This is a genomic window from Burkholderia sp. PR2 (genome assembly GCF_052372875.1).
In the GTDB taxonomy this organism is placed as follows: Bacteria; Pseudomonadota; Gammaproteobacteria; order Burkholderiales; family Burkholderiaceae; genus Burkholderia; species Burkholderia diffusa.
The window spans coordinates 43,068-69,511 of sequence record NZ_JBQRWH010000004.1 but is presented as its reverse complement, the minus strand read 5'-3'; the positions used below and the strand labels follow the sequence as shown (position 1 = coordinate 69,511).

Below are 26,444 nucleotides of genomic sequence, written 5' to 3'. Positions count from 1 at the left end.
TGTTATCGCGAACGGGCTCGAATCGCGTGCCCCGCATCGCGTCGCCGCTTCCCGCTTGCGCGTCACGCCACCATCGCAGGCTTTTTGCTAGATTGTGCCTTCGCACACCGCGAGACCCCTGATTGAAGGAGACCCGCATGGCCCGCAACATCGAGATCAAAGCCCGCGCCCGCGAATTCGACCGGCTGCGCGAACAGGCGGCCAGGCTCGCCGCCGAAGCGCCGCTCTTCTACCGCCAGCAGGATTTCTTCTACGACGTGCCGCGCGGCCGGCTGAAGCTGCGCCGCTTCGAGGACGGCACGCCGGCCGAACTGATCTTCTACCAGCGCGACGACCGTGACGGGCCGAAGGCGTCGTACTACACGCGCAGCCCGGTGACGAACCCGGACGCGATGCACTCGCTGCTCGCGACCGCGCTCACCACGCGCGGAATCGTGACGAAGGAACGGCACGTGTACCTCGTCGGCCGCACGCGAATCCATCTCGACCGCGTCGACGGCCTCGGCGACTTCATCGAACTGGAAGTGGTGCTCGGTCCCGACGACGACGAAGCCGGCGGCGAAGCCGAGGCCCATGACGTGTTCGAGAAGCTCGGCGTGGCGCAGGAGGATCTCGTCGCGGTCGCGTACGTCGACCTGCTGAACGCCGACGCACGATCCGAAGCGGCCTGATCTGGCCCTGTCCGCGGCGGCGCCTCGCGCCCCGCCGCCGGCCCGGCCGCCGCGTCAGGCGGCGCCGGGCGCCAGGTGCGCGAGCGGCAGCGCGCCGTTGCGCTTGAAGGTCGTCAGCACGATGTTCGAGCGCACGCTGTCGACGCCCGGCACGCGCATCAGCTTCTTCATCACGAACTGGGACAGCGCGTTGAGATCCGGCGCGACGATCCGCAGCAGATAGTCGGCGTCGCCGACCACCGCATGACATTCGAGCACTTCGGGCAACACGTCGATCTGTTGCTGGAACTGCTCGATGATCGAATCGCCGTGGTGCTTGAGCTTCAGGCTCGTGAACGCCGTGACGCCGAGCCCGAGCTTTTCGGGGCGCAGCATCACGCGGTAGCCTTCAATCACGCCGGCCGCCTCGAGCCGCTGCAGCCGCCGGCCGATCTGCGACGGCGACAGCGGCACCTCCTCGCCGAGCTGCTGGTGCGTCGCACGGCCGAAGCGCTGCAGCACGTCGAGAAGCGCGAGATCGAAGTGATCGAGTTCCAGCATGAGCGTTCTCCGCATTGATTCCTGTTTTGATGCGCGATTATCGCATCAACAGGCGAATTCACGCCATCTTTGCGCTCATTCCGCACGCCACTCGCTCTACACTTGCATGGTTCCCAACCACAGCGTGCAGAGCCTCACCATGTCCACCGTCGTCACCGCGAAACTGCAGGAGCAGTTCGACGCGGGCCTCGAAACCCGCGCCGATTTCACCATCGACCAGCCGCTCGAACGCTACGGCCAGGTCGACCACGCGGTGTGGCAGCAGCTCTATGCGCGCCAGTCGGCGCTGCTGCGCGGACGCGCATGCGGCGCGTTCATCGCAGGGCTCGGGAAGATCGACCTGCCGGCCGATCGCGTGCCGTCGTTCGCCGACGTGAATCGCCAGCTGAAGCCGGCCACCGGCTGGGAGATCGTCGCCGTGCCGGGCCTCGTGCCCGATCGCGTGTTCTTCGAGCACCTCGCGAACCGGCGGTTTCCGGTCACCTGGTGGATGCGCCGCCCCGATCAGCTCGACTACCTGCAGGAACCCGACTGCTTCCACGACCTGTTCGGCCACGTGCCGCTCCTGATCGAGCCGGTGTTCGCTGACTACATGCAGGCATACGGCCGCACCGCGCTCGCGGTCGCGGACGACGAAGCGGCGCTCGCGCGCCTGGCGCGCCTCTACTGGTATACGGTGGAGTTCGGACTGATCCGCGACACGAATGGCACGAACGGACTGTCGATTTACGGCGCCGGGATCGTGTCGAGCAAGGGCGAGAGCCTGTACAGCCTCGAAAGCGCGGCGCCGAACCGGCTCGGTTTCGACCTCGAGCGCGTGATGCGCACGCGCTACCGGATCGACACGTTCCAGAAGACCTACTTCGTGATCGATGATTTCGCGCAGTTGTTCGCGCTGGCTGACGTCGATGGCCGTGCGCTGGCCGACCGGCTGGCCCCGTTGTCCGAGTTCCCGGCCGGCGCGGTGGTCGACCGCGATCTCGTGCTGCATCGCGGCACGGGCGAAGGCTGGCCGGACGACGCCGACGCGTAAGGCCGCGAGCCACGCCGGCATGATTCCCGCGCCGGCGCCCGCTCCCGGATGCCCGTTGCCGGATGGCCATCCCGCAACTATGAAACAATGACCGGTACCGGTTTTGCCGCGTGGCCTCTGCCCGCGTGCGGGCGCCGTTACCGAACGAGGTGCAACATGATTCACAAGCTCACATCAGAAGAACGCAAGACCCGACTCGAAGGCCTGCCTCACTGGACGGCCGTGCCGGGCCGCGACGCGATCCAGCGCAGCCTGCGCTTTGCCGATTTCAACGAGGCCTTCGGCTTCATGACGCGTGTCGCGATCAAGGCGCAGGAAATGAACCACCATCCGGAATGGTTCAACGTGTACAACCGCGTCGACGTGACGCTGTCGACCCACGACGCGGACGGCCTGACCGAACGCGACATCGCGCTCGCGACGTTCATCGACCAGGTGTGCGCACACACCGATCCGGCCGCCTGAGACCTTCCTCTACCGCCGCGCATCTTTCGACGCGCGGCGCGTCAACTTTTCATTTCGATGAACGTTTTCTAGGATGTACTCAGCGAAAGCCTTCAGCTTTCCAAGCCATCCTTAAGGCGCACGTAAGTCTCGTACGCTTTCCGCGCCTTGGGGTCCAAACCTTCCAGTTGCAGCGCGCCTTCGCGCTGTACAATCAGCAGCGCATACGGCTTGGAGAGCGCGCTGGCCTCTTCGCAGAGTTTGAGTTCGTCGCCGCTCGACGGCGAGCGGGCGCGCCAGAAATTGATCGCGGCTTCGAGGTCGTGAATCGAAATATCGGACATGATTGGATTTAATCGTTCGCTGGCCGCCATGCTTGATTGTCAGGCGATGCGTCGCCCCTGTGGAAACGGCGTCGTGCTGTCCGCGTGCCTGAACCGCCAACCCATTGTACTTGAGCGAACTTCATGCGACTCCTTCTGATCGAAGACGACCGCCCCATCGCACGCGGTATCCAGAGCAGCCTCGAGCAGGCTGGCTTCACCGTCGACATGGTGCATGACGGCATCTTTGCCGAACAGGCGCTGGCACAAAACCGCCACGAACTCGTGATCCTCGACCTCGGCCTGCCGGGCATCGACGGTATGACGCTGCTCACACGCTTTCGCCAGACCAATCGCCACACGCCGGTCATCGTGCTGACCGCGCGCGACGAATTGAACGACCGGATTCAGGGCCTGAACTCCGGCGCCGACGATTACATGCTCAAGCCGTTCGAGCCGGCCGAGCTCGAAGCGCGCATCCGCGCGGTGATGCGCCGCAGCGGCCCGCACAGCGACATGCCGCGTCCGGAAGTGTCGCTCGGCGGCGTCCGCCTGTCGGGCGTCGATCGCCGCATCTTCAACGACGACAAGCCGCTGGAACTGTCGCCGCGCGAATTCGCGGTGCTCGAAATGCTGCTGCTGCGTCACGGCCGTGTGGTCAGCAAGGCCCAGCTGCAGGATCACCTCACGCACTTCGGCGGCGATCTCGGCGACACCGCGATCGAAGTCTACGTGCACCGGGTGCGCAAGAAACTGGAGCAGTGCCGTGTCGAAATCGTCACGGTGCGCGGCTTCGGCTACCTGCTGCAGGAAATCCGCCAGACCGCGAGCGTCTGAGCGGCGCCGCACGCCGGCCGGCCGCGTGCCGCCGGCAAGCCGCCCTGCCCGCGTCGCCGTCCGACGCACGTCCGCGCCGCTCCCCGTGAGCGGCGCTTATCCATTTGCCCGTCGAAATGTCTTCTGATCCGGCTGTCACCACCAGCCTGCGCCGCTCGCTGCTTCGGCGCCTCGCCGCGCCGCTGTCGATGCTCGCGCTGATGAGCGGCCTGATCGCCTACTGGCTCGCGTGGCAATACACGCAGCACGTGATCGACCGCTCGCTCGCCGATCTCGCCACCGCCATCTCCAAACAGATCCAGATCGCCGGCCCCGACGCGCCGTTCACGGTGCCGCCGCTCGCGCAGGCGATGTTCTCCGATCCGGCGGAGGCGCTGATCTACCGGATCAGCGACGGCGAACAGGAACTCGCCGGCGACCCGAAGCTGCCGCTGCGCGGCATCAACGTGCGCCGCATGCATCACGCGTACGTGTTCGAGGCCGAGTACGACAATCGCGCGGTGCGCGTCGCGCAGGTGCGTGTCGACAATGTCGAGGGCGGCAAGCCGATGGTGGTCGAGGTCGCGCAGCCGGTGCGCCACCGTTACCGGATCGCGGCCGAATTCCTCGTCGCGATCATGATGCCGCTGCTGCTGTTGCTGCTCGCGGGCTGGGGCATCGTGTGGCGGGTCGTGAACCAGCAGCTCGGCCCGCTCACGCATCTCGCCGATTCGCTGAACCGGCAGACCCACACGTCGCTCGAGCCGGTCGACGAAACCGACGTGCCGCTCGAGATCCGGCCGCTGACGAGCGCGATGAACGCGCTGCTCGGCCGCCTGAAGACCGCGCTCGACGCGCAGCGAAAGTTCATCGCCGATGCCGCGCACCAGTTGCGCACGCCGCTCACGGCCGTGAAGCTGCATGCGGAACAGGCCGCCGTCGCGCGCGACCCGCAGCAGACCTACGCCGCCGTGCGCGAACTGCGCGCGGCCGCCGACCGCGCGGTGCGGCTGTCGAACCAGTTGCTGTCGCTCGCGCGTGCGGAGCCGGGCGAACAGGCCGCGCGTTTCGTCGACGTCGACCTGGCCGCGATGGCGTTCGAGACGGGCGCCGAGTGGGTGCCGCGCGCGCTCGCCTCGCATGTCGATCTCGGCTTCCAGCGCAGCGACGATCCCGGCGAAGACGAAACGCTGAACGTGCGCGGCAACCCCGTGCTGCTGCGCGAAGTGATCGCGAACCTGCTCGACAATGCGCTGAAATACGTGCCGCTCGCACGGCCGGCGGGCGCGCGGATCACGGTGAACGTCGCACGCGGCGCGCTCGAGGACGGCCAGCCAGCCGCCGAGATCGTCGTCGAGGACAACGGCCCGGGCGTGCCGGCCGGCCAGCAGGCCGACCTGTTCAAGCGCTTCTTCCGCGGCGATGCGCAGAGCGGCAACGGCGTCGAGACGGGCGCCGGGCTCGGCCTCGCGATCGTGCACGACATCATCGCGATGCACGGCGGCACGGTGTCGTACGAGGATGCAGCGGAAGGCGGCTCGCGTTTCGTGGTGCGGGTGCCGCTCGCCAAGCGCACCGCGAAGCCGGCGAGCGAGACGCCGGCCGCCGCGCCGACGCACTGAGGCGCGCGCTGGCCCGTATCGGGCAGGACGGACGGCCGCGCGGCGGCCATCCTGGTGAGGGTGAAGCAGCCGCGCACGATGCGCGGCCGCGCCGGTCACTTCTTCTTTTTCTTGTCCTTCGCGCCGGACTCTGACTTCCTGTCCTTCTTCTTTTTCTTCTTGCCGTCGTCGTCCGGCGTGGCGAGCAGCGTGCCGCGACACGCGGCCGCGCCGCAATGGCACGCGTATTCGCGCTTGAGCTTCTTCGTCAGCTTCTCGTCGATCACGAGGCCGTAGTCGTAGAACAGCTCTTCTTCTGGCCCGATATCGCGCAGCGCATGGATGAACACGCGGCCCTCGATCTCCTCGGCCTCGCAGTTCGGCGCGCACGAATGGTTGATCCAGCGCGCGCTGTTGCCGTCGATCTTGCCGTCGATCACGCCGCCCTCTTCCAGTGCGAAGTAGAACGTATGGTTCGGCTCGTTCGGGTCGTGCGGATGGCGGCGCAGCGCTTCCTTCCACGAAATTCGCTCGCCCTTGTATTCCACTACGCGTTCGCCGGCCTTGATCGGCGCCACCGCGAACACGCCCTTGCCGTGTACTCCCGAGCGGCGCACCGCGATCCTGCGTGAACTCATCGAACGAATCCTTTGAAGACGACTTGAATGGAAGACAGCCGCGCTTTCGATTTGCGCGGCCCTGCGTCGCGCGAAACGAAAACGCGGCACCGGTTGGTGCCGCGTCGGGGCATGCGGCGAATCACCCGCATCCTACACGTTCACGATTGCTTCGTTCAACATCGCGCGCAATATCGCGCGCATGCCGCTCAGCGCTGGCCGAATGCGATGTCGCCGAACAACGCCTTGTGCTCGCGCGGCTGCGAACGCCAGTACTGCGGCGGCGCCGAAACCTGCGCGCCGAGCTCGGCGGCCGCATGCCACGGCCAGCGCGGGTCGTACAGCATCGCGCGCGCCATCGCGACGAAATCGGCGTCGCCGGCCTCGATCAGCTGGTTCGCATGCGCGGGCTCGTTGATGAGGCCGACCGCGATCGTCGGCATCCCGACCGCGCGCTTCACCGCCTTCGCGAACGGCACCTGGTAGCCGGGCGACAGCGGGATCTTCTGCAGCGGCGACACGCCGCCGGACGACACGTCGATCCAGTCGCAGCCGCGCTCCTTCAGTTCGTGCGCGAACGCGATCGTATCCTCGAGTTCCCAGCCGCCCTCGACCCAGTCGGTCGCCGACACGCGCACGCCCACCGGCCGGTCCGCCGGAAATGCCGCGCGCACGATGTCGAAGATCTCGAGCGGAAAGCGCATCCGGTTTTCTCGCGAGCCGCCGTATTCGTCGGTGCGCTGGTTCGAAAGCGGCGACAGGAACTGATGCAGCAGATAGCCGTGCGCCGCATGCACCTCGATCGCATCGATGCCGAGGCGCGCGGCGCGCTTCGCTGCGGCAGCGAACGCCTCGCGGATCCGGTTCAGGCCGGCCGCGTCGAGCGCGAGCGGCGGCGTCTCGCCGTCCTTGTGCGGTAACGCCGACGGCGCATGCGGCAGCCAGCCGCCATCGGCGACGGACACGAGCTGGCCACCCTTCCACGGCACCTCGCTCGACGCCTTGCGCCCCGCATGCGAGAGCTGCATCGCGACACGGACCGGCGAATGCTTGCGGATCGCCGCCAGCACCGGCTTGAGCGCCGCTTCGGTCACGTCGTCCCACAGGCCGAGGTCGCCGGCCGTGATGCGCCCGTCGGGTTCAACGGCGGTCGCTTCGATGCAGAGCAAGCCCGCACCGGACAGCGCGAGATGGCCGAGGTGAATCATGTGCCAGTCGGTCGCCTCGCCGCGCTCGGCCGAGTACTGGCACATCGGGGAGATCACGATCCGGTTCGGAAGGGTCACGCCGCGCAGCGTGAACGGAGAAAACAACGCAGTCATGGATGCCGCTCGCCAGGAAAGGGAAACAGCGGACCAGCGTAGCATGCGGGCTCGAAGCCTGCTCGTAGCCGGCTCGGCAGTAAGCGGATGGTCAGGCAGGGCCGGCGTGCAGCCGGCCGCGAGGCAACGCGCACGCGGCGTGCGGCGGTGCGCCGACCCGCAATGCCCGCGGGCCGGTCACGCGCGGTGCCGCTCGCCCGGGATCAAAGCCCGACGCTGTCGAGCCACTCGCCGAACATGCGTCGTGCGGCCGTCTCCAGCGCAGGACCGTGCTGAACGGTGTCGGCGCGCAACTGGCGCGCGTCGATGCCGGGCGTCGACGCGATTTCGCCGGCGTTGCCGATCAGCCAGGGTTCGAAGCGGTCGGAGCGGATTTCAGGATGACATTGCAGCGCCAGCACGTGCTGCCCCCACGCGAACGCCTGATGGCGGCACGCCGGTGTCGATGCAAGATGGATCGCGCCGCCCGGCAGGTCGAACGTATCGCCGTGCCAGTGCAGCATCGAAGTCGCCGCGCCGTCGAGGTGACGCAGCGGCGACGCGCGGCCCGCGTCGGTGAGCGTCAGCGGCGCCCAGCCAAGTTCCTTCTGCGCAGCCGGATAGACGCGCGCACCGAGCGCGCGGGCGATGAACTGCGCCCCGAGGCAGATGCCGAGGATCGGCAGTCCGGCATCGATGCGCTGGCGCACGAGTGCCGCGAGCGGCGCGATCGACGGATACTGCGCATCCTCGTACACGCTGAGTGGCCCGCCGAGCATCACGATCAACGCCGGCTTGAGCGCGTCGAGCGCCTCGACGCGCGACGATCCGACATCGACGTATCGCACCCGCCGCCCGCGCTCTCCGAGCACCTGCTCGAAGCTGCCGAGGTCCTCGAAATGCACGTGGCGGATCGCCACCACTTCAGCGTTCATCATCGGCCTCCCGGTCGATCGACGGACGTCAGCCGGCGAACAACTTCCAGGTCTTCTTTTGCGTCGCCGCGTCGGCTTCTTCGTGCACCGAACAGTCGAGACGCAGATCGCTGTCGGCCATCGACAGATCGAGCGCCGCGCAGTGATGCACGGTCTTCTTCGACTGCTTGCCCGGCTGGAAATGCGCACACGTCAGGCACATGCGCTGCGGCGGCGTCGCACCGGCCACCTGCAGCTCGCGCAGCGTCTTCAGCAGCGCGCGGTACAGCGTGCCCTGCTCGTCCGCGCCGAGCTTGCCGACTGCTTTCGTCAGGAATTCAGGCCATTGCAGCGCCTTCTTCGCCGCGGTGCGGCCGCGGGCCGACAGGCGCACGGCGAGCGCACGGCCGTCGTCCAGTGCGCGACGCTTCTCGACGAGCCCCTTCGTCTCGAGCGTGCTGACCGCGTCGCTGGTGGTCGCAGCCGTGAGTTGCGTCTCGCGGGCGATCTCGCCGAGCCGCATCGGGCCCTTGCGTTGCAGCAGCAGCACGAGGATCTCGCCCTGCGTCGGCGTGAGGCCTGCACCTTCCGCCCAATCCCATGCCTGGCTTCGCATGGCCGTACTCAACCGCAGCAAGCTGTGGGTCACACGTCCCGAAGCCTGATTCCCGTAAACGCCTTCGCTCATAGTCTTTTCGCTTTGCCGCCGCCCGGATCGCCGAGCAGCCGTAGTGTGGAGATCGAATGTCTATCTCAAAACAGACGCTCGTTGAAGAGCGTCGACACGGCCGTCGCGAGGCACACGCGGCGGTCGCGTTCGCGGCGACCGGTGAGACACGGGTCGTTCCGGTGTCCGCAAAGCCGACATTCTAAGCGAGAGCGGAAAATCGCACAGCTAAGTTATCCCCTTCAATCTGTGGAAAATCGCTGGATAACCGGATTTTTTCGTTGTGCCGGCAATCTCTGCCGACCCCACAACCGAACGCGCAAACATTTTCCTGTTGGAATCGGCCATCGTGCCGATGGTACCGATCCACCGGGTTATCCATCCCGCAGAGCATTGACTTTGAAGCGGAATATCAGGTTATCCACAGATTTTCAGGACGACTGGCGACGCGCTGCGCACGAATCGGCGTCGAACGGCGTTCAGCGAATCGGCGCGCGGTCGAGCCTGTAATCTGCAAAACATTTTTTCATTCACGCCAGCGCAGGCACTGCTGACGGACCGTCTCGTTCAGCGATTTTTCCTGTTTGAAAACGGTTCTCAACCACGATGCGTCATTCACCCGCGCCTTCGCGAGCGCGCCGATCTCGTCGAGCGCCGCGCGCGAGCCGAGCGCGGCCGCATGCGGCGCGATCCGGTCGAGCGTGTCGAGGATGTCTTCCGCGATCGTGCGGCGCTCACCTGTCTGAGGATTGACGCAGGTGCCCTCGAGCCCGAAGCGGCACGCTTCGAAACGGTTGAATGTGTAGACGAGATAGTCGTCCTCCGACAGCTTCAGCGGCCGGTCGGTCAGCAGGTAGCGCGCGAGCGTCTGGATGTAGCAGGCAATCGCGGCCGCGCGATCGACCGACAGCGGCGTGTCCATCACCCGCACTTCGATCGTCCCGTAGCCGGGCTTCGGCCGGATGTCCCAGTAAAAGTCCTTCATCGAGTTGACGACGCCCGTGTTGACCATCTTCGTGAAGTACTCCTCGAAGCTGTCCCAGGTCAGCACGAACGGCGCGCGGCCCGACAGCGGGAACGCGAACACCGAATTCAGGCGCGCCGAATGGAAGCCGGTATCGACGTTCTGCACGAACGGCGACGACGCGGACAGCGCGATGAAGTGCGGAATGAAGCGCGACATCGAGTGCAGCAGGAACAGCGCGCTGTCCGGATCGGGACAGCCGATGTGCACGTGCTGGCCGAACACGGTGAACTGCTTCGCGAGATAGCCGTACAGCTCGGAGATGTACTGGAAGCGCGGCGCGTCGTAGATCTGGCGGTCGCTCCACTGCTGGAACGCGTGCGTGCCGCCGCCGGCGAGCCCGACGTTGAGCTGGTCGGCCGCCTTCACGAGCACGTCGCGGATCGCGTGCAGCTCGCTGACCGCCTGTTCGTGCGAATGGCAGATGCCGGTCGACAGCTCGATCATGCTCTCGGTGATTTCGGGCGTGATGTTGCCGGGGAAGGTCTCGTCCTGGATCAGGCGCATCAGGTCGGATGCCGCCTTGGTCAGGTCGTAGTTGTGCGTGTTGACGACCTGGATCTCCAGTTCGACGCCGAACGTGAACGGTTCGGAATTGACGAAAGTTTCGAGTGCCATGGCAGGTTCCGGAAATCAGTTGCCGTCGCTGCGTTCGCTGACCGCCGACAGGCAGCGGTAGACGACGAACGGGCTGACGAGCTGCAGGATCACGATCGTGCACATCACGATCGCACGCAGGTGTGGGTCGAAATTCGGATAGAGCTGGTAGGTGTCGTCGACGAGCAGGTACGACAGCGCGGACATCGGTGTGAGCGCGATGCCGAGCGCGATGCCTTGCTTCATCCCGATGCCGCTCGGCTTCGCGAACGCGACGACGCCGGCCAGCTTCGCAACGAGCCGCGTGACGATCAGCACGATCGCGAGCAGCCCGCCGAGTGCGATGTCGCCCCACGTGAACGACGTGAGCGTCAGCACGAACAGGACCACCGTCAGCAGCCAGCCGGCCGTGCCGAAATGCTCGGGCCACAACTGCGGCCGCGCTTCGAGGTTCTTCACGATGATGCCGGCGAGCAGCAGCGTGAGCAGCGTCGACAGCTTCAGCGCCTGCGCCACCGCGATCGCCAGCATCACGAGCCCGAACAGCGCGACGAACGAATGCTCGTCGCGCATCGTCGAGGTCATGTGGCGGAACAGGTAATTGCATGCACGCGCGACCAGGTACGCGACGATGAACGAACCGGCGATCAGGTAGACGGGTTGCAGGATCGTCGCGAAAACGTTCCCGTACGCCTCCTGGTGGAGCCAGCTCGTGACGAGCTTGGTCAGCACGATCGCGTACACGCTGTTCAGCGCGGTCAGCGTGATGAGGCGCTGCGACACCTGCCCTTCCGCGCGCAGTTCGGTCTTGAGCTGGATCACCATCGACGGCGACGTCGCGATCGCGATCGCCGACAGCACGAGCGCGACCATGCCCGACACGCCGAGCGCGAGCATCACGAACAGCACGAGCACGAATGTCAGTGTCGCCTCGGCAAGGCTCGACGCAATGAGCCACGGATTGCGGCGAATCCATTTCAGGTCGAGACGGCTGCCGAGCTCGAACAGCAGCAGCCCGAGCGCGACGTCGATCAGCAGCCGGGAGGTTTCGTCGGTGCTCGCGTCGATCACGCCGAATCCGAACGAACCGGCGACGAGGCCGATCACCGCATAGCCGGTGATGCGCGGCAACCGCCATGCGCGGTAGCACAGCTCGCCGCACAGACCGGCCGCGAACAACACGAGCCCGGCCCAGAACACGGCATCCGGTGCGAGCGGCCAGTTGGGCAGGAATGAAAACGCCGACTTCATCGTGGTGACTTCTCCTTTGGAAGCAATCGCCAGCGGCGCGGGGTCAAGCGTCAGAAATGAGATGCACGCCGGCTGGGTATCGCCCCGAATGTGATTGTTGTGGTCGACGACGGCGGGACATGGGATCCGCCTTTTTCCGCCGTCCGGCGGAACTGTCGTTCAGGCTGCCGATCTGGATTGTCGGCCTGGTGTGTGAACGGACTGCGCAGTCTCGAAGATTCAGATTCGAAATCGAGCAGACCGTTCCATTGAAGCACGTTCGGCGCCTGGCCGAACGAACGCGAAGGAAACCGATTGTGCCACAGCTTTTTCGCTCCGGAGCCGATCGAATCGACTCGCGGCCCTGTGAGGCGCCACAGGGTCTTTGGTTTCAATGGTTTACTTGTATATATACGTAGTAGAAGTTAACAAGGCTTGCACAGTTCTGTGGATAACTTCGGTTTACGCAACAAGATCAAAGCGTTGGCACAGCCATAACCCGTTGCACAGGCTGTTTGCTCACAGAGGTTTGAGTTGAGCAACTTTTGGGCCGCTCGACGGCTGTGCCGAGTTGCTCAGTTTACGTCCACTGTGATTACACACGAACCGCGCGTGGATTCCGCGCGGTTATCCACAGCATCGAGTGGATAACCTTGCGCGAAAAGATCGAAGCACTGTGAGGATTCGGCTGACGAGATCAGCCGATCTGGCGGCCGCGCAGCGCGCGGATCAGGAACCGGGCCGGGTCGACGGCATCGGCGAGCTCACGCTCGAGCGGCAGCGGCTCGCCTTCGAGTTGCGACGCGATCAGCTCGGCGCCGAGCGCCGCCCACACCAGGCCGCGGGAGCCGTAGCCGAATGCGCCATAGAGGCCCGCGGTGCGAGGCAGGTCGCGCGCCTTCGCGCCGCTCAGTGCGCGTGCGTTCGCGACGGTCTGCGCTTCGTCCGCAAGCGGGCCGATCACCGGCACACGGTCGGCGACGACCCAGCGAAATGCGACGCGCCCGCGCAGCGTCCCGACGTCCGGCAACTCGCCGATCAGGCCGGGCAGCAGATGCCGCACGCGCTCGATATTTTCGATATGTCCGGCGGGGCGCATCGCTGGATCGAGGTCGTCGGGTTCGAACGTTGCACCGATCAGCAGCGTGCCGTCGTCGAGCGGCACCGCATAGCCGTCGCCGATCGCCGGGCACGGCAGCGGCGCCGTGCTGCCGGGCGGCAGCAGCGTCAACTGGCCGCGCACCGGCTGCAACGAGACATGCCGCAGGCCGGCGAGACGCACGGCATCGCCCGCGTTCGCAAGCACGACGACCGGCGCTTCGGCGAGCGTTGCGCCTGCCGCGTCGACAGCGCGCCACGTGTCGCCATCACGCTCGAGTCGATCGACTTCGGTGCCGGCCAGCAGCTTCACGCGCTCACCGGCCGCCGCGACTTGCGCGGCGCAGAGCCCTGCCGGCCATACGGCGCCGCCGTGCGGAAACAGCAGGCCACCGTGTGCGACGGGCAGGTTCAGATGCGCGCGTGCGGCGTCGGTGTCGAGCAGTGACACATAATCGGACGGTGCGCCGAGCGCGTCGAACGCATCGCGCATCCGCACGAAATCGTCGCCCGATTCCGCGAGGTGAATCATCCCGCGCGTGCTGCGCGCGAACGCATGGCCTGCCTGCTCGAGCGCGCGCCAGCGTGCGAGCGCATGCAGGAAACCGCTGCGTGTGAGGCGGCTCGCGACGTTGTCGTCGCGCGTCATCAGTGGATGAAATACACCGGCCGGATTGCCCGATGCGTCGCTCGCGATCCGCGCGTGCCGCTCGATCAGCGTGACGTTCCAGCCGCGTGCGGCGAGCCGTTCGACGATCGCGCAGCCAGCCAGGCCCGCACCGATCACGATCGCATCGCGCGCGGCAACCGGCAATGCGCGTGGTGGTTCGTGCCGGCGCATCCGCCAGCGCGGTGCATATTCGCCCGCGAGCATCGCATGCTTGCCGGCCAACCCGGTGATCTCGCGGTACGTGAAACCCGCTTCGAGGAGCGCCTTTTTCACCACGCCCGCGCTCGAATACGTCGCAAAGGTCGCATTGTCGGCGGCGACGCGCGCGAGTGCGCGGAACACATCGACCGACCAGAGATCGGGACTTTTCGCGGGCGCTACGCCGTCCAGATAGAACGCATCGGCGCGTGCGACCAGTTTCGGCAGCATCTCGCGCGCGTCGCCCAGCGCGAGCGTGAGCACGACCCGGCCGGCGTCGAATTCGAGGCGATGAAACCCTGGAACGAGCATCGGCCACGCATCGGCGAGCATCTCCGCTTCTGTCGAGATGGTTGTGTTCGCAACTATATGGGAGAGTGCCTGGCGCAGGTCGTCGCGCGAAAACGGATGTTTCTCGAACGACACGAAATGCAGCCGCTCGCAGCGCGCGGGATCGTCGCGCCAGGCGGCCCAGGTCGCGAGGAAGTTGGCGCCCGCGCCGAATCCCGTTTCGACGATGGTGAACGTGCGGCGGCCTTGCCAGCGCGCGGGGAGCGCGTTGCCCGCGATGAACGTGTGGCTCGCCTGCGCGAGCGCGCCCGCGACATTGTGATAGATGTCGCCGTACTCGGGCGAGACGAGGATGCCGTCGTCGCGAAACGCGAGCGTGGCGGGAACGAGTCGGTCGGGCATGCGAAACAAAAAACGTGGCAGCCAAGCCTGGCAAGGGATTGCGCGGAGGCGTCCGGCGGGCCGTTGGCAAAAACCAACGGCGTTGCGCGACGGCGGACCCGGCTGCGTACCCTGTCCGGTTGGCGCAGGTCAAAAAACGGGCAATCGACGATTCATTCGGCGAAATACCGATGAAAATCTTTGAAACCCTTGTCGTTATTGGGTTTGCGCTGCGCTATCATAGCAACGCCGTACCGCGGGGTGGCCGCCGGCAAGCCGGACGGCACGTCGCGCGGGCCAGGATTCGGCGCTGTGCCGTCGGAGTCTGACTCTCGACGGCACGGTTCGCGCACGTATAATCGGCGCGTTCGCGCTGTTCGTGTCAAACCTAACCTGAAAAAGGAACCTTAATGAACAAACAGGAACTGATCGACGCCGTCGCCGCCCAAACGGGCGCCAGCAAGGCTCAAACCGGCGAAACGCTGGACACGCTGCTCGAAGTCATCAAGAAGGCCGTGTCGAAGGGTGATGCGGTTCAGCTGATCGGCTTCGGCAGCTTCGGTTCGGGCAAGCGCGCAGCACGTACGGGCCGCAACCCGAAGACGGGCGAAACCATCAAGATCCCGGCAGCCAAGACGGTCAAGTTCACGGCTGGCAAGGCGTTCAAGGACGCCGTCAACAAGCGTTAATTCAGCGCCTGTTCCAGGAAAAAAACCCGCCGGAAGGCGGGTTTTTTGTTGGGGGCGCGCGACATTTTTGCCACAGTTCGCGTCACTCTTGCAAGATTTAACGGTTACTTTTCACTGACCGTCTTCGCCGGGTTTTACCGCGTATTACGCGTGCACGATCTGCGTGTCGCCGGGATCTTCGTCGTCATGCGCATCGACATCCCACACCGGAAACGGATCGTCGAACGCGGTCCATTGCGCCGCGCCGAGCGCGAATTCCGCATCGGTGAGCAGGCACGTGTCGAGTTTCGCGCGCCATGCGTCGGCATCGAGGCCGATGCCGATCAGCACGAGTTCCTGACGGCGATCGCCGACCGAGCGGTCGTCGAGGTCGCCCTGCCACTCCGTGCGAATTTCGGCGAGCAACTCGTCGTCGTCCGGCCATTCCGCGCGATCCTGCGCGGCCCACCAGAGACCTGCCGGGCCATGCCGGCACACGCCGCCCGCCTGCGACAGCGAACCGGCGATGTCGTTGCGCGTCGCAAGCCAGAAGAAGCCCTTGCTGCGCAGCACGCCCGGCCACTCCTGATGCAGCAGCGCCCAGAGTCGCGCCGGATGAAACGGCCGGCGCGCGCGGTAAACAAAGTTGCCGATGCCGAATTCGTCGGCTTCGCCATGCACGTGCGCGTGATGCGGATCGTGGCACTCGGGATCGTCGCAAGGCGTGTGATCGTGATCGAGCGACGCGAGCCAGCCCGGCGCGTTCGCGGCTTCGTCGAAATCGAAGCGGCCGGTGTTCAGCACTTCGTCGAGCGGCACGTTGCCGAACGTCGACACGACCTGGTGCGCGCGCGGGTTGAGCCGCGCAAGGATGTGCTGCAGGCGCGCGAGTTCGTCCGCGCCGACGAGGTCGGCCTTGTTGATCACCAGCACGTCGCAGAATTCGATCTGCTCGATCAGCAGCTCGACGAGCGTGCGATCGTCTTCGTCCGATGCGGCGATGCCGCGCGTCGCGAGCGCGTCGTCGGAACCGTAGTCGCGCAGGAAATTGTAGGCATCGACCACGGTGACGAGCGTGTCGAGGCGCGCGACGCTCGATAGCGACGCGCCGTCGTCGTCGACGAACGTGAAGGTTTCGGCGATGGGCATCGGCTCCGCGATGCCGGTCGATTCGATCACGATCGCATCGAAGCGGCCGTCCGCCGCGAGATTGCGGATCTCGACGAGCAGGTCGTCGCGCAGCGTGCAGCAGATGCAGCCGTTCGACATCTCGACGAGGCGTTCCTCGACGTGCGACAGCGCCTGCGCATCGCGCACGAGCGACGCGTCGATGTTGACCGCAGCGAGATCGTTGACGATCACGGCAACTTTCAGGCCCGCGCGGTTCGCGAGGATGTGATTGAGCAGCGTGGTCTTGCCGGCGCCGAGAAAACCGGACAGCACGGTGACGGGCAACGGCTGGTTCATTGCCGGATTCATAACGATTTGCACCAACGGAAAAGAGGGAAAAGCGGCCGCGGCGCCCTGGCGGGGCGCGATCGGCCCGGAGCCGGTCGAAACCGCGGCGTGAGATGCGCATTGTGCATCAAACGCGCGCCGGCCGAGCGCCACGGCGTCAGCTGGCGCTGCGGCGCGGCGTCACTGCTCGGGCGGCAGCAGCTTCCACTGCGCCAGGATCGAGGCGATCTGCCGCGCGTACTTGTCGCGCAGCGACGGCGTTTCGGAATGATAGGCGCCGACGGCCTGCCATGTGTTGCCGTAGCGATTCATCTTCTGGCGCAGGTGCCACGCGGCGATGTAGACGTTCTTGCACGGCTGCATCAGCGTGTCGCGGCCGATGCCGTAGCGCGACAGCGTCGGCAGGTGGATCGAATTGATCTGCATCAGGCCGTAGTCGACCGAGCCGTTCGTATTCTTGTTCAGCGCGTCGGGCCGGTTGCGCGACTCCTGCCACGCGATCGCGCGCAGGATCAGCGGATTGACCTTCTGGTACCGGGCGGCCTCGTCGAAACAATCCGCGCGAGCGTTTCCGCAGGCGAACCACACGCCGGCGGCGATCAACGCGATCGAAGCGAACCGTCTGTTCATGTTGCGGAAACGAAAAGGAAATGACGCAAGGATCGGGAAAACCCGTGTCTGTTATTCGTACGACTGGAAACGCGCCGCCCGTATCATACAGACAGTCCGTCACGTGGCGACAAGCAAAAGGCGGCAGCCCGTTTATACCGCATTTTCGTGTCGATTCATCGCAAAACGACGGCGATGGCCTGAATGCCGGGGCATTGCCGAAATCTTACATATTGCATACGGTGTGCCGGATACATGTCGTATGTGAGACAGTCCTCGGATCAATGTGATATTTCGGACATGAAAAACTGCTAATGTCGCGCCTTTAGGACTTGGATCCCAGCACTACCGCCGGAAGTGGCCTGAGCCGGCATCGACCCATTCATCCATGACAAGAAATCGCTTCGTTATGCGGCGCATCGCCACGACCCTGATGGTCGCAGGCATCATCGTCTCGCAGGCCGCCTACGCTCAGGTCACGCTCAATTTCGTGAATGCGGATATCGACCAGGTCGCCAAGGCGATCGGCGCCGCAACCGGCAAGACGATCATCGTCGACCCCCGCGTGAAGGGGCAGCTCAATCTCGTGGCCGAACGGTCGGTACCGGAAGACCAGGCGCTGAAGACGCTGCAGTCGGCGCTGCGCATGCAGGGCTTCGCGCTGGTGCAGGATCACGGGGTGCTGAAGGTGGTGCCCGAGGCCGATGCGAAGCTGCAGGGCGTGCCGACCTACGTCGGCAATAAACCGCAGGCGCGTGGCGACCAGGTGATCACGCAGGTGTTCGAGCTGCACAACGAATCGGCGAACAACCTGCTGCCGGTCCTGCGGCCGCTGATCTCGCCGAACAACACGGTCACGGCCTACCCCGCGAACAACACGATTGTCGTTACCGATTACGCGGACAACGTGCGCCGCATCGCGCAGATCATCGCGGGCGTCGACAACGCCGCGGGCGCCCAGGTGCAGGTCGTGCCGCTGCGCAATGCGAACGCGATCGACCTCGCCGCGCAGCTTCAGAAGATGCTCGACCCGGGCGCGATCGGCAACAGCGATGCGACGCTGAAGGTGACGGTCACGGCCGATCCGCGCACCAACTCGCTGCTGCTCCGCGCCTCGAGCAGCGCGCGTCTGGTCGCCGCGAAACGCCTCGCCCAGCAGCTCGACGCACCGAGCGCGGTGCCCGGCAACATGCACGTCGTGCCGCTGCGCAATGCCGACGCCGTGAAGCTCGCGAAGACGCTGCGCGGGATGCTCGGCAAGAGCAGCAACGACAGCGGCTCGTCGGCGTCGTCCAACGATGCGAACAGCTTCAACCAGGGCGGCGGCTCGTCGTCGAGCGGCAACTTCTCGACCGGTACGTCGGGCACCCCGCCGCTGCCGTCGGGCGGCCTCGGCGGTTCGTCGTCATCGTCGTACGGCAGCGGCGCGTCGGGCAGCGGCGGGCTCGGCAGCGGTGGCCTGCTCGGCGGCGACAAGGACAAGGGCGACGACAACCAGCCGGGCGGGATGATCCAGGCCGACGCGGCCACCAACTCGCTCATCATCACCGCGTCCGATCCGGTCTACCGGAACCTGCGCTCGGTGATCGATCAGCTCGACGCACGGCGTGCGCAGGTCTATATCGAAGCGCTGATCGTCGAGCTGAACTCGACGACGCAGGGCAACCTCGGCATCCAGTGGCAGGTCGCGAGCGGCCAGTTTCTCGGCGGCACGAACCTGAGCCCCCAGCTCGGCCTGGGTAACAGTATCGTCAACCTGACGACGGGCGCGGCGGGCAGCACCGGGCCCGGCCTGGCGGCCAACCTCGCAACGCTGACCCCGGGCCTCAACATCGGCTGGCTGCACAACATGTTCGGCGTGCAGGGCCTTGGCGCGCTGCTGCAGTATTTCGCGGGCGTGAGCGACGCGAACGTGCTGTCGACGCCGAACCTGATCACGCTCGACAACGAGGAAGCGAAGATCGTCGTCGGCCAGAACGTGCCGATCGCGACCGGTTCGTATTCGAACCTGACGAGCGGCACGACGAGCAACGCATTCAATACCTACGACCGTCGCGACGTCGGCCTGACGCTGCACGTGAAGCCGCAGATCACCGACGGCGGGATTCTGAAGCTGCAGCTCTACACGGAGGATTCGGCGGTCGTCAGCGGTACCACCAACGCGCAGACCGGCCCGACCTTCACGAAGCGCTCGATCCAGTCGACGATCCTGGCCGACAACGGCGAGATCATCGTGCTCGGCGGCCTGATGCAGGACAACTACCAGGTATCGAACAGCAAGGTCCCGCTGCTCGGCGACATTCCGTGGATCGGCCAGCTGTTCCGTTCGGAATCGAAGGTGCGCGCGAAAACCAACCTGATGGTGTTCCTGCGCCCGGTGATCATCTCCGATCGCAGCACCGCGCAGGAAGTCACTGCCAACCGCTACGACTACATCCAGGGCGTGACGGGCGCGTACAAGTCGGACAACAACGTGATCCGCGACAAGGACGATCCGGTCGTCCCGCCGATGCCGCTCGGTCCGAGCCAGGGCGGCACGCCCGCCGGGAACCTGTTCGACCTCGACAAGATGCGTCGCCAGCAGATGCAGCGCCAGGTGGCGCCGGTTCCGGCCCAGCCGTTGCCGGAGGCGACGCCCGCGCAACCGCAGAGCGTGCCGCAGCAGTCGGTGCCGCAACAACCGCTGACCGCCACGCCGGGAGCTTCGCAGTGACGGACGTGCTCGCGTCCTCCGCCCACGACGGTGCGCCGGGCGAACGGCAGCCGCCGTCGCCGCTCGCCGCGCGCCTGCTGCCGTACGGCTTCGCGAAGAGCGGCCAGGTGCTGATCGCGCACCAGCTCGACGACACGCTCGAGGTGTGGATCAGCGAACGCACGAGCGACGCCGCGCTCGCGGAGATCGCGCGCAACTTCGGCTCGATCTCCGTGCACCGCGTGCCGGCCGACGAACTCGCGCAGGCGATCAACCAGGCCTACGCGCGCCAGGACGGCAGCGCCGCGCAGGTGGTCGGCGAGGTTGAAGGCGAAGTCGACCTGTCGCGCCTGATGCAGGACATTCCCGAAGTCGAGGATCTGCTCGAATCGGAAGACGACGCGCCGATCATCCGGATGATCAACGCGCTGCTCACGCAAGCGGCGCGCGAACAGGCATCGGACATTCACATCGAGCCGTTCGAGAACGCATCGGTCGTGCGATTTCGCGTCGACGGCACGCTGCGCGACGTCGTGCGCCCGAAGAAGGCGCTGCATGGCGCACTGATCTCGCGGATCAAGATCATGGCGCAGCTCGACATCGCCGAGAAACGCCTGCCGCAGGACGGCCGCATCACGCTGCGCGTCGGCGGCCGGCCGGTCGACGTGCGCGTGTCGACGCTGCCGACCGGGCACGGCGAGCGCGCGGTGCTGCGTCTGCTGGAAAAGGATGCGAAGCGCCTGAATCTCGAAGCGCTCGGGATGGGCCGCGACACGCTCGTCCAGTTCGACAAGCTGATCGCGCGACCGCACGGCATCGTGCTCGTCACGGGCCCGACGGGCTCGGGCAAGACGACGACGCTGTATGCGTCGATGTCGCGGCTCGAAACCGCGACGACCAACATCATGACCGTCGAGGACCCGATCGAGTACGACCTCGGCGGCATCGGCCAGACGCAGGTGAACGAGCGGATCGGGATGACCTTTGCCCGCGCGCTGCGCTCGATCCTGCGCCAGGATCCGGACGTGATCATGATCGGCGAAATCCGCGACCTCGAAACCGCGCAGATCGCGGTGCAGGCGTCGCTGACGGGCCACCTCGTGCTCGCGACGCTGCACACGAACGATGCGGCATCGGCCGTCACGCGTCTGACCGACATGGGTGTCGAGCCGTACCTGCTCGCATCGTCGCTGCTCGGCGTGCTCGCGCAGCGCCTGGTGCGGCAGCTCTGCCCCGTCTGCAAGGAAGAGCGGCACGAGGATGGGCGCACGCTGTGGCATCCGGTCGGCTGCGACAAGTGCGGGCATTCGGGCTACGCGGGCCGGCGCGGCGTATACGAGCTGCTGCTGGTCGACGACTCGATCCGCGCGCTGATCCATCGCAACGCGGCCGATGCGGAGATTCTGGCCACCGGCCGCGCGGAAGGGATGCGCACGCTGCGCGACGACGCCGAACGCTGGCTCGCGGCCGGCGCGACGTCGCTCGAGGAAGTGCTGCGCGTGACGGGAGGCGCATAGCGCGATGCCGGCATTCCGTTTCGAAGCGATCGATGCGGCGGGACACGCGCAGAAAGGCGTCATCGATGCCGACAGCGCGCGTGCCGCGCGCGGCCAGCTGCGCACGCAGGGGCTCACGCCGCTCGTCGTCGAGCCGGCCGCCAGCGCAACGCGCGGGGCGCGCTCGCAGCGCCTCGCGTTCGGCCGCAAGCTGTCGCAGCGCGAGCAGGCGATCCTCACGCGCCAACTCGCGAGCCTGCTGATCGCGGGCCTGCCGCTCGACGAGGCGCTCGGCGTGCTGACCGAGCAGGCCGAGCGCGACTACATTCGCGAACTGATGGCCGCGATCCGCGCCGAGGTGCTCGGCGGCCATTCGCTCGCGAATGCGTTGGGCCAGCATCCGCGCGATTTTCCGGAAATCTACCGCGCGCTCGTCGCAGCGGGCGAGCATACGGGCAAGCTCGGCATCGTGCTGTCGCGCCTGGCCGACTACATCGAGCAGAGCAACGCGCTCAAGCAGAAGATCCTGCTGGCGTTCACGTATCCGGGCATCGTCACGTTGATCGCATTCGGCATCGTGACGTTCCTGCTGAGCTACGTGGTGCCGCAGGTCGTCAACGTGTTTGCGAGCACGAAGCAGCAGTTGCCGATCCTCACCGTCGTGATGATGGCGCTGTCGGAATTCGTGCGGCACTGGTGGTGGGCGATCCTGATCGTGGTCGCGCTCGTCGTGTGGTTCGTGAAGGCGACGCTGTCGCGCGACGGGCCCAGGCTCGCGTTCGACCGCTGGGTGCTGACCGCGCCGCTCGCGGGCAAGCTCGTGCGCGGCTACAACACGGTGCGCTTCGCGAGCACGCTCGGCATCCTGACCGCGGCCGGCGTGCCGATCCTGCGCGCGTTGCAGGCGGCCGGCGAGACGCTGTCGAACCGCGCGATGCGCGCGAACATCGACGATGCGATCGTGCGCGTGCGCGAAGGCTCCGCGCTGTCGCGCGCGTTGAACAACGTGAAGACGTTTCCGCCGGTGCTCGTGCACCTGATCCGTTCAGGCGAAGCGACGGGCGACGTGACGACGATGCTCGACCGCGCGGCGGAAGGCGAGGCGCGTGAACTCGAGCGGCGCACGATGTTCCTGACGAGCCTGCTCGAGCCGCTCCTGATCCTCGCGATGGGCGGCATCGTGCTCGTGATCGTGCTGGCCGTGATGCTGCCGATCATCGAGCTGAACAACATGGTGCAGTGACGGCCCGAGCGTCGGTCGGGCCGCCGCCGTTCAACGCATGTAGATCGCGGGGGACGGTGTGTTCGCGGGGAGCTGGATTTCGGCGCGGGCGCCGTTGCGGTCGACGATGATCGAGCGGCTGCGGACTTCGGCGAGCTTCGCGCCGGGCGTGACTTCCGCGCCGAGCGACACGGCCCGCGGCGGTTCGCCGCCGACGCCGACGATCGCGGCGCCGCCATGATTGAGCGCGAGAATGCCGAACAGGTGGATGTCCTGCACGGGATTCTTGTCGAGCTGTCCGCCGAAGAGCGCGGCGGCGTCCTCGGTGCGGATCGGCAACCGCGCGGCGGCGGCGGGCAGCGGCGCTTCGCGGGCCGACAGCGTGACGACCCAGTAGGTGGCCGTCGCGCACAAACCCGCGAAGAGGGCTAGGGAGAGGATCCGGATCGAGAGCGCGTTCATGCGCGCTATTGTACGGATGTATATGAAATTTGCGTTGGGTGAAAGCCCTCGGCAATGCGCGCCTTACAATGCGTGCTCCGCGCCCGGGGTATCGGAAGCTTGCCGTCAGGCAGGCATGCCGCGATCCGCAGGGTGCGTCACTCAATCGACGATATTTTTTGGAAAGAGGTAGTCAGTCATGCAAACGTGGATCACTCGCCGTAATGCGGCCGTGCGCCGTCAGCGCGGTTTCACGCTGATCGAGATCATGGTGGTGGTCGCGATCATCGGGATCCTCGCGGCACTGATCGTGCCGAAGATCATGAGCCGTCCCGACGAGGCGCGCCGTATCGCCGCGAAACAGGACATCGGCACGATCATGCAGGCGCTCAAGCTGTACCGTCTCGACAACGGCCGCTATCCGACCCAGGAACAGGGCCTGAACGCTCTGACCCAGAAGCCGACCACCGATCCGATCCCGAACAACTGGAAGGACGGCGGCTATCTCGAGCGCCTGCCGAACGATCCGTGGGGCAACGGGTACAAGTACCTGAACCCGGGCGTGCACGGCGAGATCGACGTGTTCAGCTACGGCGCCGACGGCAAGGAAGGCGGCGAGAGCAACGATTCCGACATCGGTTCGTGGCAGTAAGCCTGCGCTGACCGGACCGACGTTCTCCCCGTTCCTCATTTCATGCCCGCCCTTCGCACGCCCTTGCGCGCCGCTCGCCGCGATGCCCGCGACGGTCGCGTTCGTCGCGGTGTGCCCGTGACCGCAGCGCGTGCGCGCGGCTTCACGCTGCTCGAGATGCTGGTCGTGCTCGTGATCGCGGGCCTGCTGGTGTCGCTCGCGTCGCTGTCGCTCACGCGCAATCCGCGTACCGACCTGCGCGAGGAAGCGCAGCGCATCGCGCTGCTGTTCGAAACGGCCGGCGACGAAGCGCAGGTGCGCGCGCGCCCGATCGCGTGGCAGCCGACCGCGCACGGCTTCCGTTTCGATGTGAGCTCGCCCGACGGCTGGCGCACGCTGCACGACGACGTGCTGCGCCCGCGCGACTGGGACGGCGGCGTCACCGGCGCCGATATCGACTACCCCGGATCCGACGTGCGCGCGAGCCGCGTCGTGTTCGGCATCGAAAGCGTCGACACGCCGGTGCGCGTGACGCTGCATTCGGCGGTCGGCAGCGCGACGATCGTCGGCACCGGCAACGGCCGCTACGAGGTGCAATGACGATGCGTCGTCGCCTGCCCTTCCCGGCTTCTTCCCGAGGCTTCACGATGATCGAGGTGCTGGTCGCGCTCGCGATCATCGCGGTCGCGCTCGCCGCATCGATCCGCGCGGTCGGCACGATGGCGACCAATGCGTCCGATCTCCATCGCCGGCTGCTCGCCGGCTGGAGTGCCGACAACGCACTCGCGCAGTTGCGGCTCACGCATGCGTGGCCGGAGGTCGGCGAGCAGAATTTCGACTGCTCGCAAGGCAACGTGCAGCTCGTCTGCACGCAGCGCGTGAGCACGACGCCGAACCCGGTGTTCCGGCGCGTGCAGGTGTCGGTGAGCATGCCGGGGCAAGCCGGCGTGCTCGCGCAAATGGTGACGGTGGTCGCGAATGAAACCAGCCGTCCGCTCTGACGCGCCGATGCGGCGCCGGCCCGTGCGTTCCGTCGGCTCGCGCCGCGTGCGCGGCTTCACGCTGATCGAACTGATGATCGCGATCGCGATCCTCGCGGTGGTCGCGATCCTCTCGTGGCGCGGGCTCGACCAGATCATGCGCGGCCGCGACAAGGTCGCGTCCGCGATGGAGGACGAGCGCATCTTCGCGCAGATGTTCGACCAGATGCGCATCGACGCGCGGCTCGCCGCCACCGACGACGAAGCCGGCCAGCCGGCCATCGGCGTCGCCGGCAACACGCTGCAGATCGTCCGCGAACTCGACGTGCCGGGCGCCGCGCCACGGCTGCAAGTGGTCCGCTACCGGATCGCCGGCGGGCGTGTCGTGCGCTATGCGTCGCCGCCGCTCGACGACGCGAACCGCCTGCGCGACGTGCTGAAGGACAGCAGCGTCGACGGCTGGAGCTGGGTCGCGCTGATGGGCGGCGTCGGTGCGATCGACGCGAAGCTGTACGTGCCGCGCGTCGGCTGGACCACCAACCTGCAGGCGGCCAGCGACGCGCTGTCGCAGAACAACGATGCGCTGAAGGTGCCGCAGATCGGCAACGCGCCGCCGACGCGCGCGGTGACGGGGCTGCAGGTCAGCATCGGTGCGACGTCGCTGCGCGTGCCCGTCACGCGCATCTTCCTCGTCGGGGAATGACGATGCGCGCGCGCCCTCACCGTTCCCGGTTCGCCGCTCGCGGCAGCGCAAGCGCGCATGCCCGCACTCGCCGCGAGCGCGGCGCGGCGATCATTACGGCGCTGCTCGTCGTCGCGCTGTCGGCGATCCTCGTGTCGGGGATGCTGTGGCGTCAGCAGGTGCAGATTCGCCGCATCGAGAACCAGCGCGTGATCGCGCAGGCGCAGTGGGTCGCGCGCGGCGCGCTCGACTGGACGCGCATGATCCTGCGTTCCGAAGGCGACACGGCGCCCGGCATCACCTATCTCGGCGGGATCTGGGCCGTGCCGATCGCGAAGACCAAGCTGTCCGACTTCCTCGGCCGGATCGGCGCGCCGAACGACAACGGCGGCGAAGACACCTACATCTCCGGATCGATCGAGGACGCGCAGGCGAAGTACAACCTGCGCAACCTCGTGTCGTCGCCGGCGCCCGGCGTGCTGCAGCTCAACGTGATGCAGCTCCAGGCGTTCCAGCGGCTGTTGACGACGCTCGGCTACGACGGCGCGTTCGCGAAGCGGATCGCGCTGCAGATGCGCGCGGGCCTGATGCATTCGGCGACGCGCTTCCAGACGCCGACGCTGCCCGGCGCCGGTACGGCCGCGACCGCGCCGGTGCCCGGCGGCGACATGACCGGCAACATCACCGACGAACCGGGAATGTCCGACAGCGATCGCGGGCCCGCGCCGCTCGTGATGACCGGCGTCGACAGCCTGCTCGACGTCGACGGCGTGACGCCCGAAATGGTCGCGCGGCTGCGCCCGTTCGTCACCGTGCTGCCGACCACCACGCCGGTGAACATGAACACCGCGCCCGCCGAGGTGATCGCGGCGCTGGTGCCGGGGATGAGCGTGTCGTCCGCGCAGGCTCTCGTGGCGCGCCGCGAGACCGTGTTTTTCCGTAACGTCGGCGACGTGCAGCTCGCGCTGCGCGGTGCCGGCGCGCCGAACGTGACGATCGACTCGAGCCTCGTCGACGTCAATTCGAGTTATTTCATCGTGCATGGCCGGATTCAGCACGATCGCGCGGAGGTCGATCGCACCTCGCTCGTGTATCGTGATTCGACCACGCACTCGACGCGGGTCGTGCGCATCCGCGACCAGCTATAAC

The 26,444-nt window shown here is 66.5% G+C and carries 26 protein-coding genes; 14 read left to right on the top strand and 12 right to left on the bottom strand.

The features are described from left to right. The first annotated feature begins 137 nt into the window (after window positions 1-137). Entirely contained in the window at window positions 138-671 is a 534-nt protein-coding gene (locus ACT2FV_RS17470) for a class IV adenylate cyclase (RefSeq protein WP_151052713.1), read from the top strand. Between the two features lie 54 nt (window positions 672-725). Here the strand turns inward: ACT2FV_RS17470 and ACT2FV_RS17465 are convergent, their stop codons facing one another. Continuing rightward, the gene (locus tag ACT2FV_RS17465; protein WP_006408082.1) at window positions 726-1,211 is read right to left on the bottom strand and encodes an Lrp/AsnC family transcriptional regulator; all 486 of its coding nucleotides are present in this window, start codon (window positions 1,209-1,211) and stop codon (window positions 726-728) included. A gap of 106 nt (window positions 1,212-1,317) precedes the next feature. On the opposite strand from ACT2FV_RS17465, the gene phhA reads away from it, so the two are divergent. Next, window positions 1,318-2,244 (top strand): phenylalanine 4-monooxygenase, encoded by a 927-nt coding sequence (gene phhA / locus ACT2FV_RS17460; RefSeq protein WP_444504525.1) that lies wholly within the window; start codon window positions 1,318-1,320, stop codon window positions 2,242-2,244. Between the two features lie 156 nt (window positions 2,245-2,400). Continuing rightward, window positions 2,401-2,709: a 4a-hydroxytetrahydrobiopterin dehydratase gene (locus tag ACT2FV_RS17455; protein ID WP_059452552.1), complete on the top strand. Its 309-nt coding sequence runs from the start codon at window positions 2,401-2,403 to the stop codon at window positions 2,707-2,709. Between the two features lie 92 nt (window positions 2,710-2,801). Here ACT2FV_RS17455 and ACT2FV_RS17450 read toward each other — a convergent pair whose 3' ends face one another. Further along, window positions 2,802-3,032 carry a DUF3717 domain-containing protein gene (locus tag ACT2FV_RS17450; protein WP_006756491.1) on the bottom strand — a complete coding sequence of 77 codons (231 nt, stop codon included), beginning with the start codon at window positions 3,030-3,032 and terminating at the stop codon, window positions 2,802-2,804. A gap of 123 nt (window positions 3,033-3,155) precedes the next feature. Between ACT2FV_RS17450 and ACT2FV_RS17445 the strand changes: the two genes are divergently transcribed. Then, the gene (locus ACT2FV_RS17445) at window positions 3,156-3,848 is read left to right on the top strand and encodes a response regulator (protein ID WP_006401494.1); all 693 of its coding nucleotides are present in this window, start codon (window positions 3,156-3,158) and stop codon (window positions 3,846-3,848) included. Window positions 3,849-3,964: 116 nt separating this feature from the next. Then, the gene (locus tag ACT2FV_RS17440) at window positions 3,965-5,449 is read left to right on the top strand and encodes a sensor histidine kinase (protein ID WP_174911574.1); all 1,485 of its coding nucleotides are present in this window, start codon (window positions 3,965-3,967) and stop codon (window positions 5,447-5,449) included. Between the two features lie 95 nt (window positions 5,450-5,544). On the opposite strand, the gene ACT2FV_RS17435 is transcribed toward ACT2FV_RS17440, so the two are convergent. The 7 genes from ACT2FV_RS17435 to mnmC all read right to left on the bottom strand — a co-directional run bounded on the left by ACT2FV_RS17435 (window position 5,545) and on the right by mnmC (window position 14,437). Then, complete coding sequence (locus ACT2FV_RS17435) at window positions 5,545-6,066, bottom strand: SET domain-containing protein (protein ID WP_444504524.1); 522 nt, start codon at window positions 6,064-6,066, stop codon at window positions 5,545-5,547. A 188-nt stretch (window positions 6,067-6,254) separates the two neighbouring features. Next, complete coding sequence (locus tag ACT2FV_RS17430) at window positions 6,255-7,367, bottom strand: NADH:flavin oxidoreductase/NADH oxidase (RefSeq protein ID WP_059602125.1); 1,113 nt, start codon at window positions 7,365-7,367, stop codon at window positions 6,255-6,257. 203 nt (window positions 7,368-7,570) lie between these two features. Then, on the bottom strand, window positions 7,571-8,281 hold the full coding sequence (locus ACT2FV_RS17425) for a glutamine amidotransferase (RefSeq protein ID WP_151049759.1): 711 nt from the start codon (window positions 8,279-8,281) through the stop codon (window positions 7,571-7,573). Window positions 8,282-8,309: 28 nt separating this feature from the next. Further along, complete coding sequence (locus ACT2FV_RS17420; protein ID WP_059602129.1) at window positions 8,310-8,948, bottom strand: MarR family winged helix-turn-helix transcriptional regulator; 639 nt, start codon at window positions 8,946-8,948, stop codon at window positions 8,310-8,312. A gap of 505 nt (window positions 8,949-9,453) precedes the next feature. Continuing rightward, the gene (locus ACT2FV_RS17415; protein ID WP_151049750.1) at window positions 9,454-10,569 is read right to left on the bottom strand and encodes a YbdK family carboxylate-amine ligase; all 1,116 of its coding nucleotides are present in this window, start codon (window positions 10,567-10,569) and stop codon (window positions 9,454-9,456) included. A 15-nt stretch (window positions 10,570-10,584) separates the two neighbouring features. Then, complete coding sequence (locus tag ACT2FV_RS17410) at window positions 10,585-11,799, bottom strand: cation:proton antiporter (protein ID WP_151049751.1); 1,215 nt, start codon at window positions 11,797-11,799, stop codon at window positions 10,585-10,587. A gap of 676 nt (window positions 11,800-12,475) precedes the next feature. After that, entirely contained in the window at window positions 12,476-14,437 is a 1,962-nt protein-coding gene (gene mnmC / locus ACT2FV_RS17405; RefSeq protein ID WP_151049753.1) for a bifunctional tRNA (5-methylaminomethyl-2-thiouridine)(34)-methyltransferase MnmD/FAD-dependent 5-carboxymethylaminomethyl-2-thiouridine(34) oxidoreductase MnmC, read from the bottom strand. 389 nt (window positions 14,438-14,826) lie between these two features. On the opposite strand from mnmC, the gene ACT2FV_RS17400 reads away from it, so the two are divergent. After that, entirely contained in the window at window positions 14,827-15,105 is a 279-nt protein-coding gene (locus ACT2FV_RS17400) for an HU family DNA-binding protein (RefSeq protein WP_006401505.1), read from the top strand. Between the two features lie 144 nt (window positions 15,106-15,249). On the opposite strand, the gene ACT2FV_RS17395 is transcribed toward ACT2FV_RS17400, so the two are convergent. Then, a complete protein-coding gene (locus ACT2FV_RS17395; RefSeq protein WP_124627879.1) occupies window positions 15,250-16,563 on the bottom strand; it encodes a GTP-binding protein in 1,314 nt (437 codons plus the stop codon). A gap of 159 nt (window positions 16,564-16,722) precedes the next feature. Continuing rightward, on the bottom strand, window positions 16,723-17,172 hold the full coding sequence (locus ACT2FV_RS17390) for a lytic transglycosylase domain-containing protein (protein WP_059602140.1): 450 nt from the start codon (window positions 17,170-17,172) through the stop codon (window positions 16,723-16,725). 367 nt (window positions 17,173-17,539) lie between these two features. Here ACT2FV_RS17390 and gspD point away from each other — a divergent pair, with 367 nt between their 5' ends. From gspD to gspF, 3 genes are read left to right on the top strand one after another with little or no spacing between them, the layout of a single operon-like run. Next, window positions 17,540-19,864 carry a type II secretion system secretin GspD gene (gspD, locus tag ACT2FV_RS17385; protein ID WP_444504523.1) on the top strand — a complete coding sequence of 775 codons (2,325 nt, stop codon included), beginning with the start codon at window positions 17,540-17,542 and terminating at the stop codon, window positions 19,862-19,864. Beyond that, entirely contained in the window at window positions 19,861-21,360 is a 1,500-nt protein-coding gene (gene gspE, locus ACT2FV_RS17380) for a type II secretion system ATPase GspE (protein ID WP_059602146.1), read from the top strand. The genes gspD and gspE overlap by 4 nt, the downstream gene beginning before the upstream one ends. A 4-nt stretch (window positions 21,361-21,364) precedes the next feature. Further along, entirely contained in the window at window positions 21,365-22,582 is a 1,218-nt protein-coding gene (gspF, locus tag ACT2FV_RS17375) for a type II secretion system inner membrane protein GspF (protein WP_059602149.1), read from the top strand. Window positions 22,583-22,612: 30 nt separating this feature from the next. On the opposite strand, the gene ACT2FV_RS17370 is transcribed toward gspF, so the two are convergent. Next, window positions 22,613-23,023 (bottom strand): type II secretion system protein N, encoded by a 411-nt coding sequence (locus ACT2FV_RS17370; protein ID WP_059602152.1) that lies wholly within the window; start codon window positions 23,021-23,023, stop codon window positions 22,613-22,615. 178 nt (window positions 23,024-23,201) lie between these two features. On the opposite strand from ACT2FV_RS17370, the gene gspG reads away from it, so the two are divergent. Genes gspG through gspK form a run of 5 tightly spaced genes read left to right on the top strand, consistent with a single transcriptional unit; the run spans window position 23,202 to window position 26,443 of the window. Further along, on the top strand, window positions 23,202-23,654 hold the full coding sequence (gene gspG, locus ACT2FV_RS17365) for a type II secretion system major pseudopilin GspG (protein WP_059602155.1): 453 nt from the start codon (window positions 23,202-23,204) through the stop codon (window positions 23,652-23,654). A gap of 42 nt (window positions 23,655-23,696) precedes the next feature. Continuing rightward, window positions 23,697-24,233 (top strand): GspH/FimT family pseudopilin, encoded by a 537-nt coding sequence (locus ACT2FV_RS17360; RefSeq protein WP_124627874.1) that lies wholly within the window; start codon window positions 23,697-23,699, stop codon window positions 24,231-24,233. After that, window positions 24,230-24,634 carry a type II secretion system minor pseudopilin GspI gene (gspI, locus tag ACT2FV_RS17355; RefSeq protein WP_059602158.1) on the top strand — a complete coding sequence of 135 codons (405 nt, stop codon included), beginning with the start codon at window positions 24,230-24,232 and terminating at the stop codon, window positions 24,632-24,634. The genes ACT2FV_RS17360 and gspI overlap by 4 nt, the downstream gene beginning before the upstream one ends. Next, window positions 24,612-25,316 (top strand): PulJ/GspJ family protein, encoded by a 705-nt coding sequence (locus tag ACT2FV_RS17350; protein ID WP_059602162.1) that lies wholly within the window; start codon window positions 24,612-24,614, stop codon window positions 25,314-25,316. Before gspI ends, ACT2FV_RS17350 begins: the two co-directional genes overlap by 23 nt. A gap of 2 nt (window positions 25,317-25,318) precedes the next feature. Next, entirely contained in the window at window positions 25,319-26,443 is a 1,125-nt protein-coding gene (gspK, locus tag ACT2FV_RS17345; protein ID WP_124627872.1) for a type II secretion system minor pseudopilin GspK, read from the top strand. The last annotated feature ends 1 nt before the right edge of the window (window position 26,444 follow it).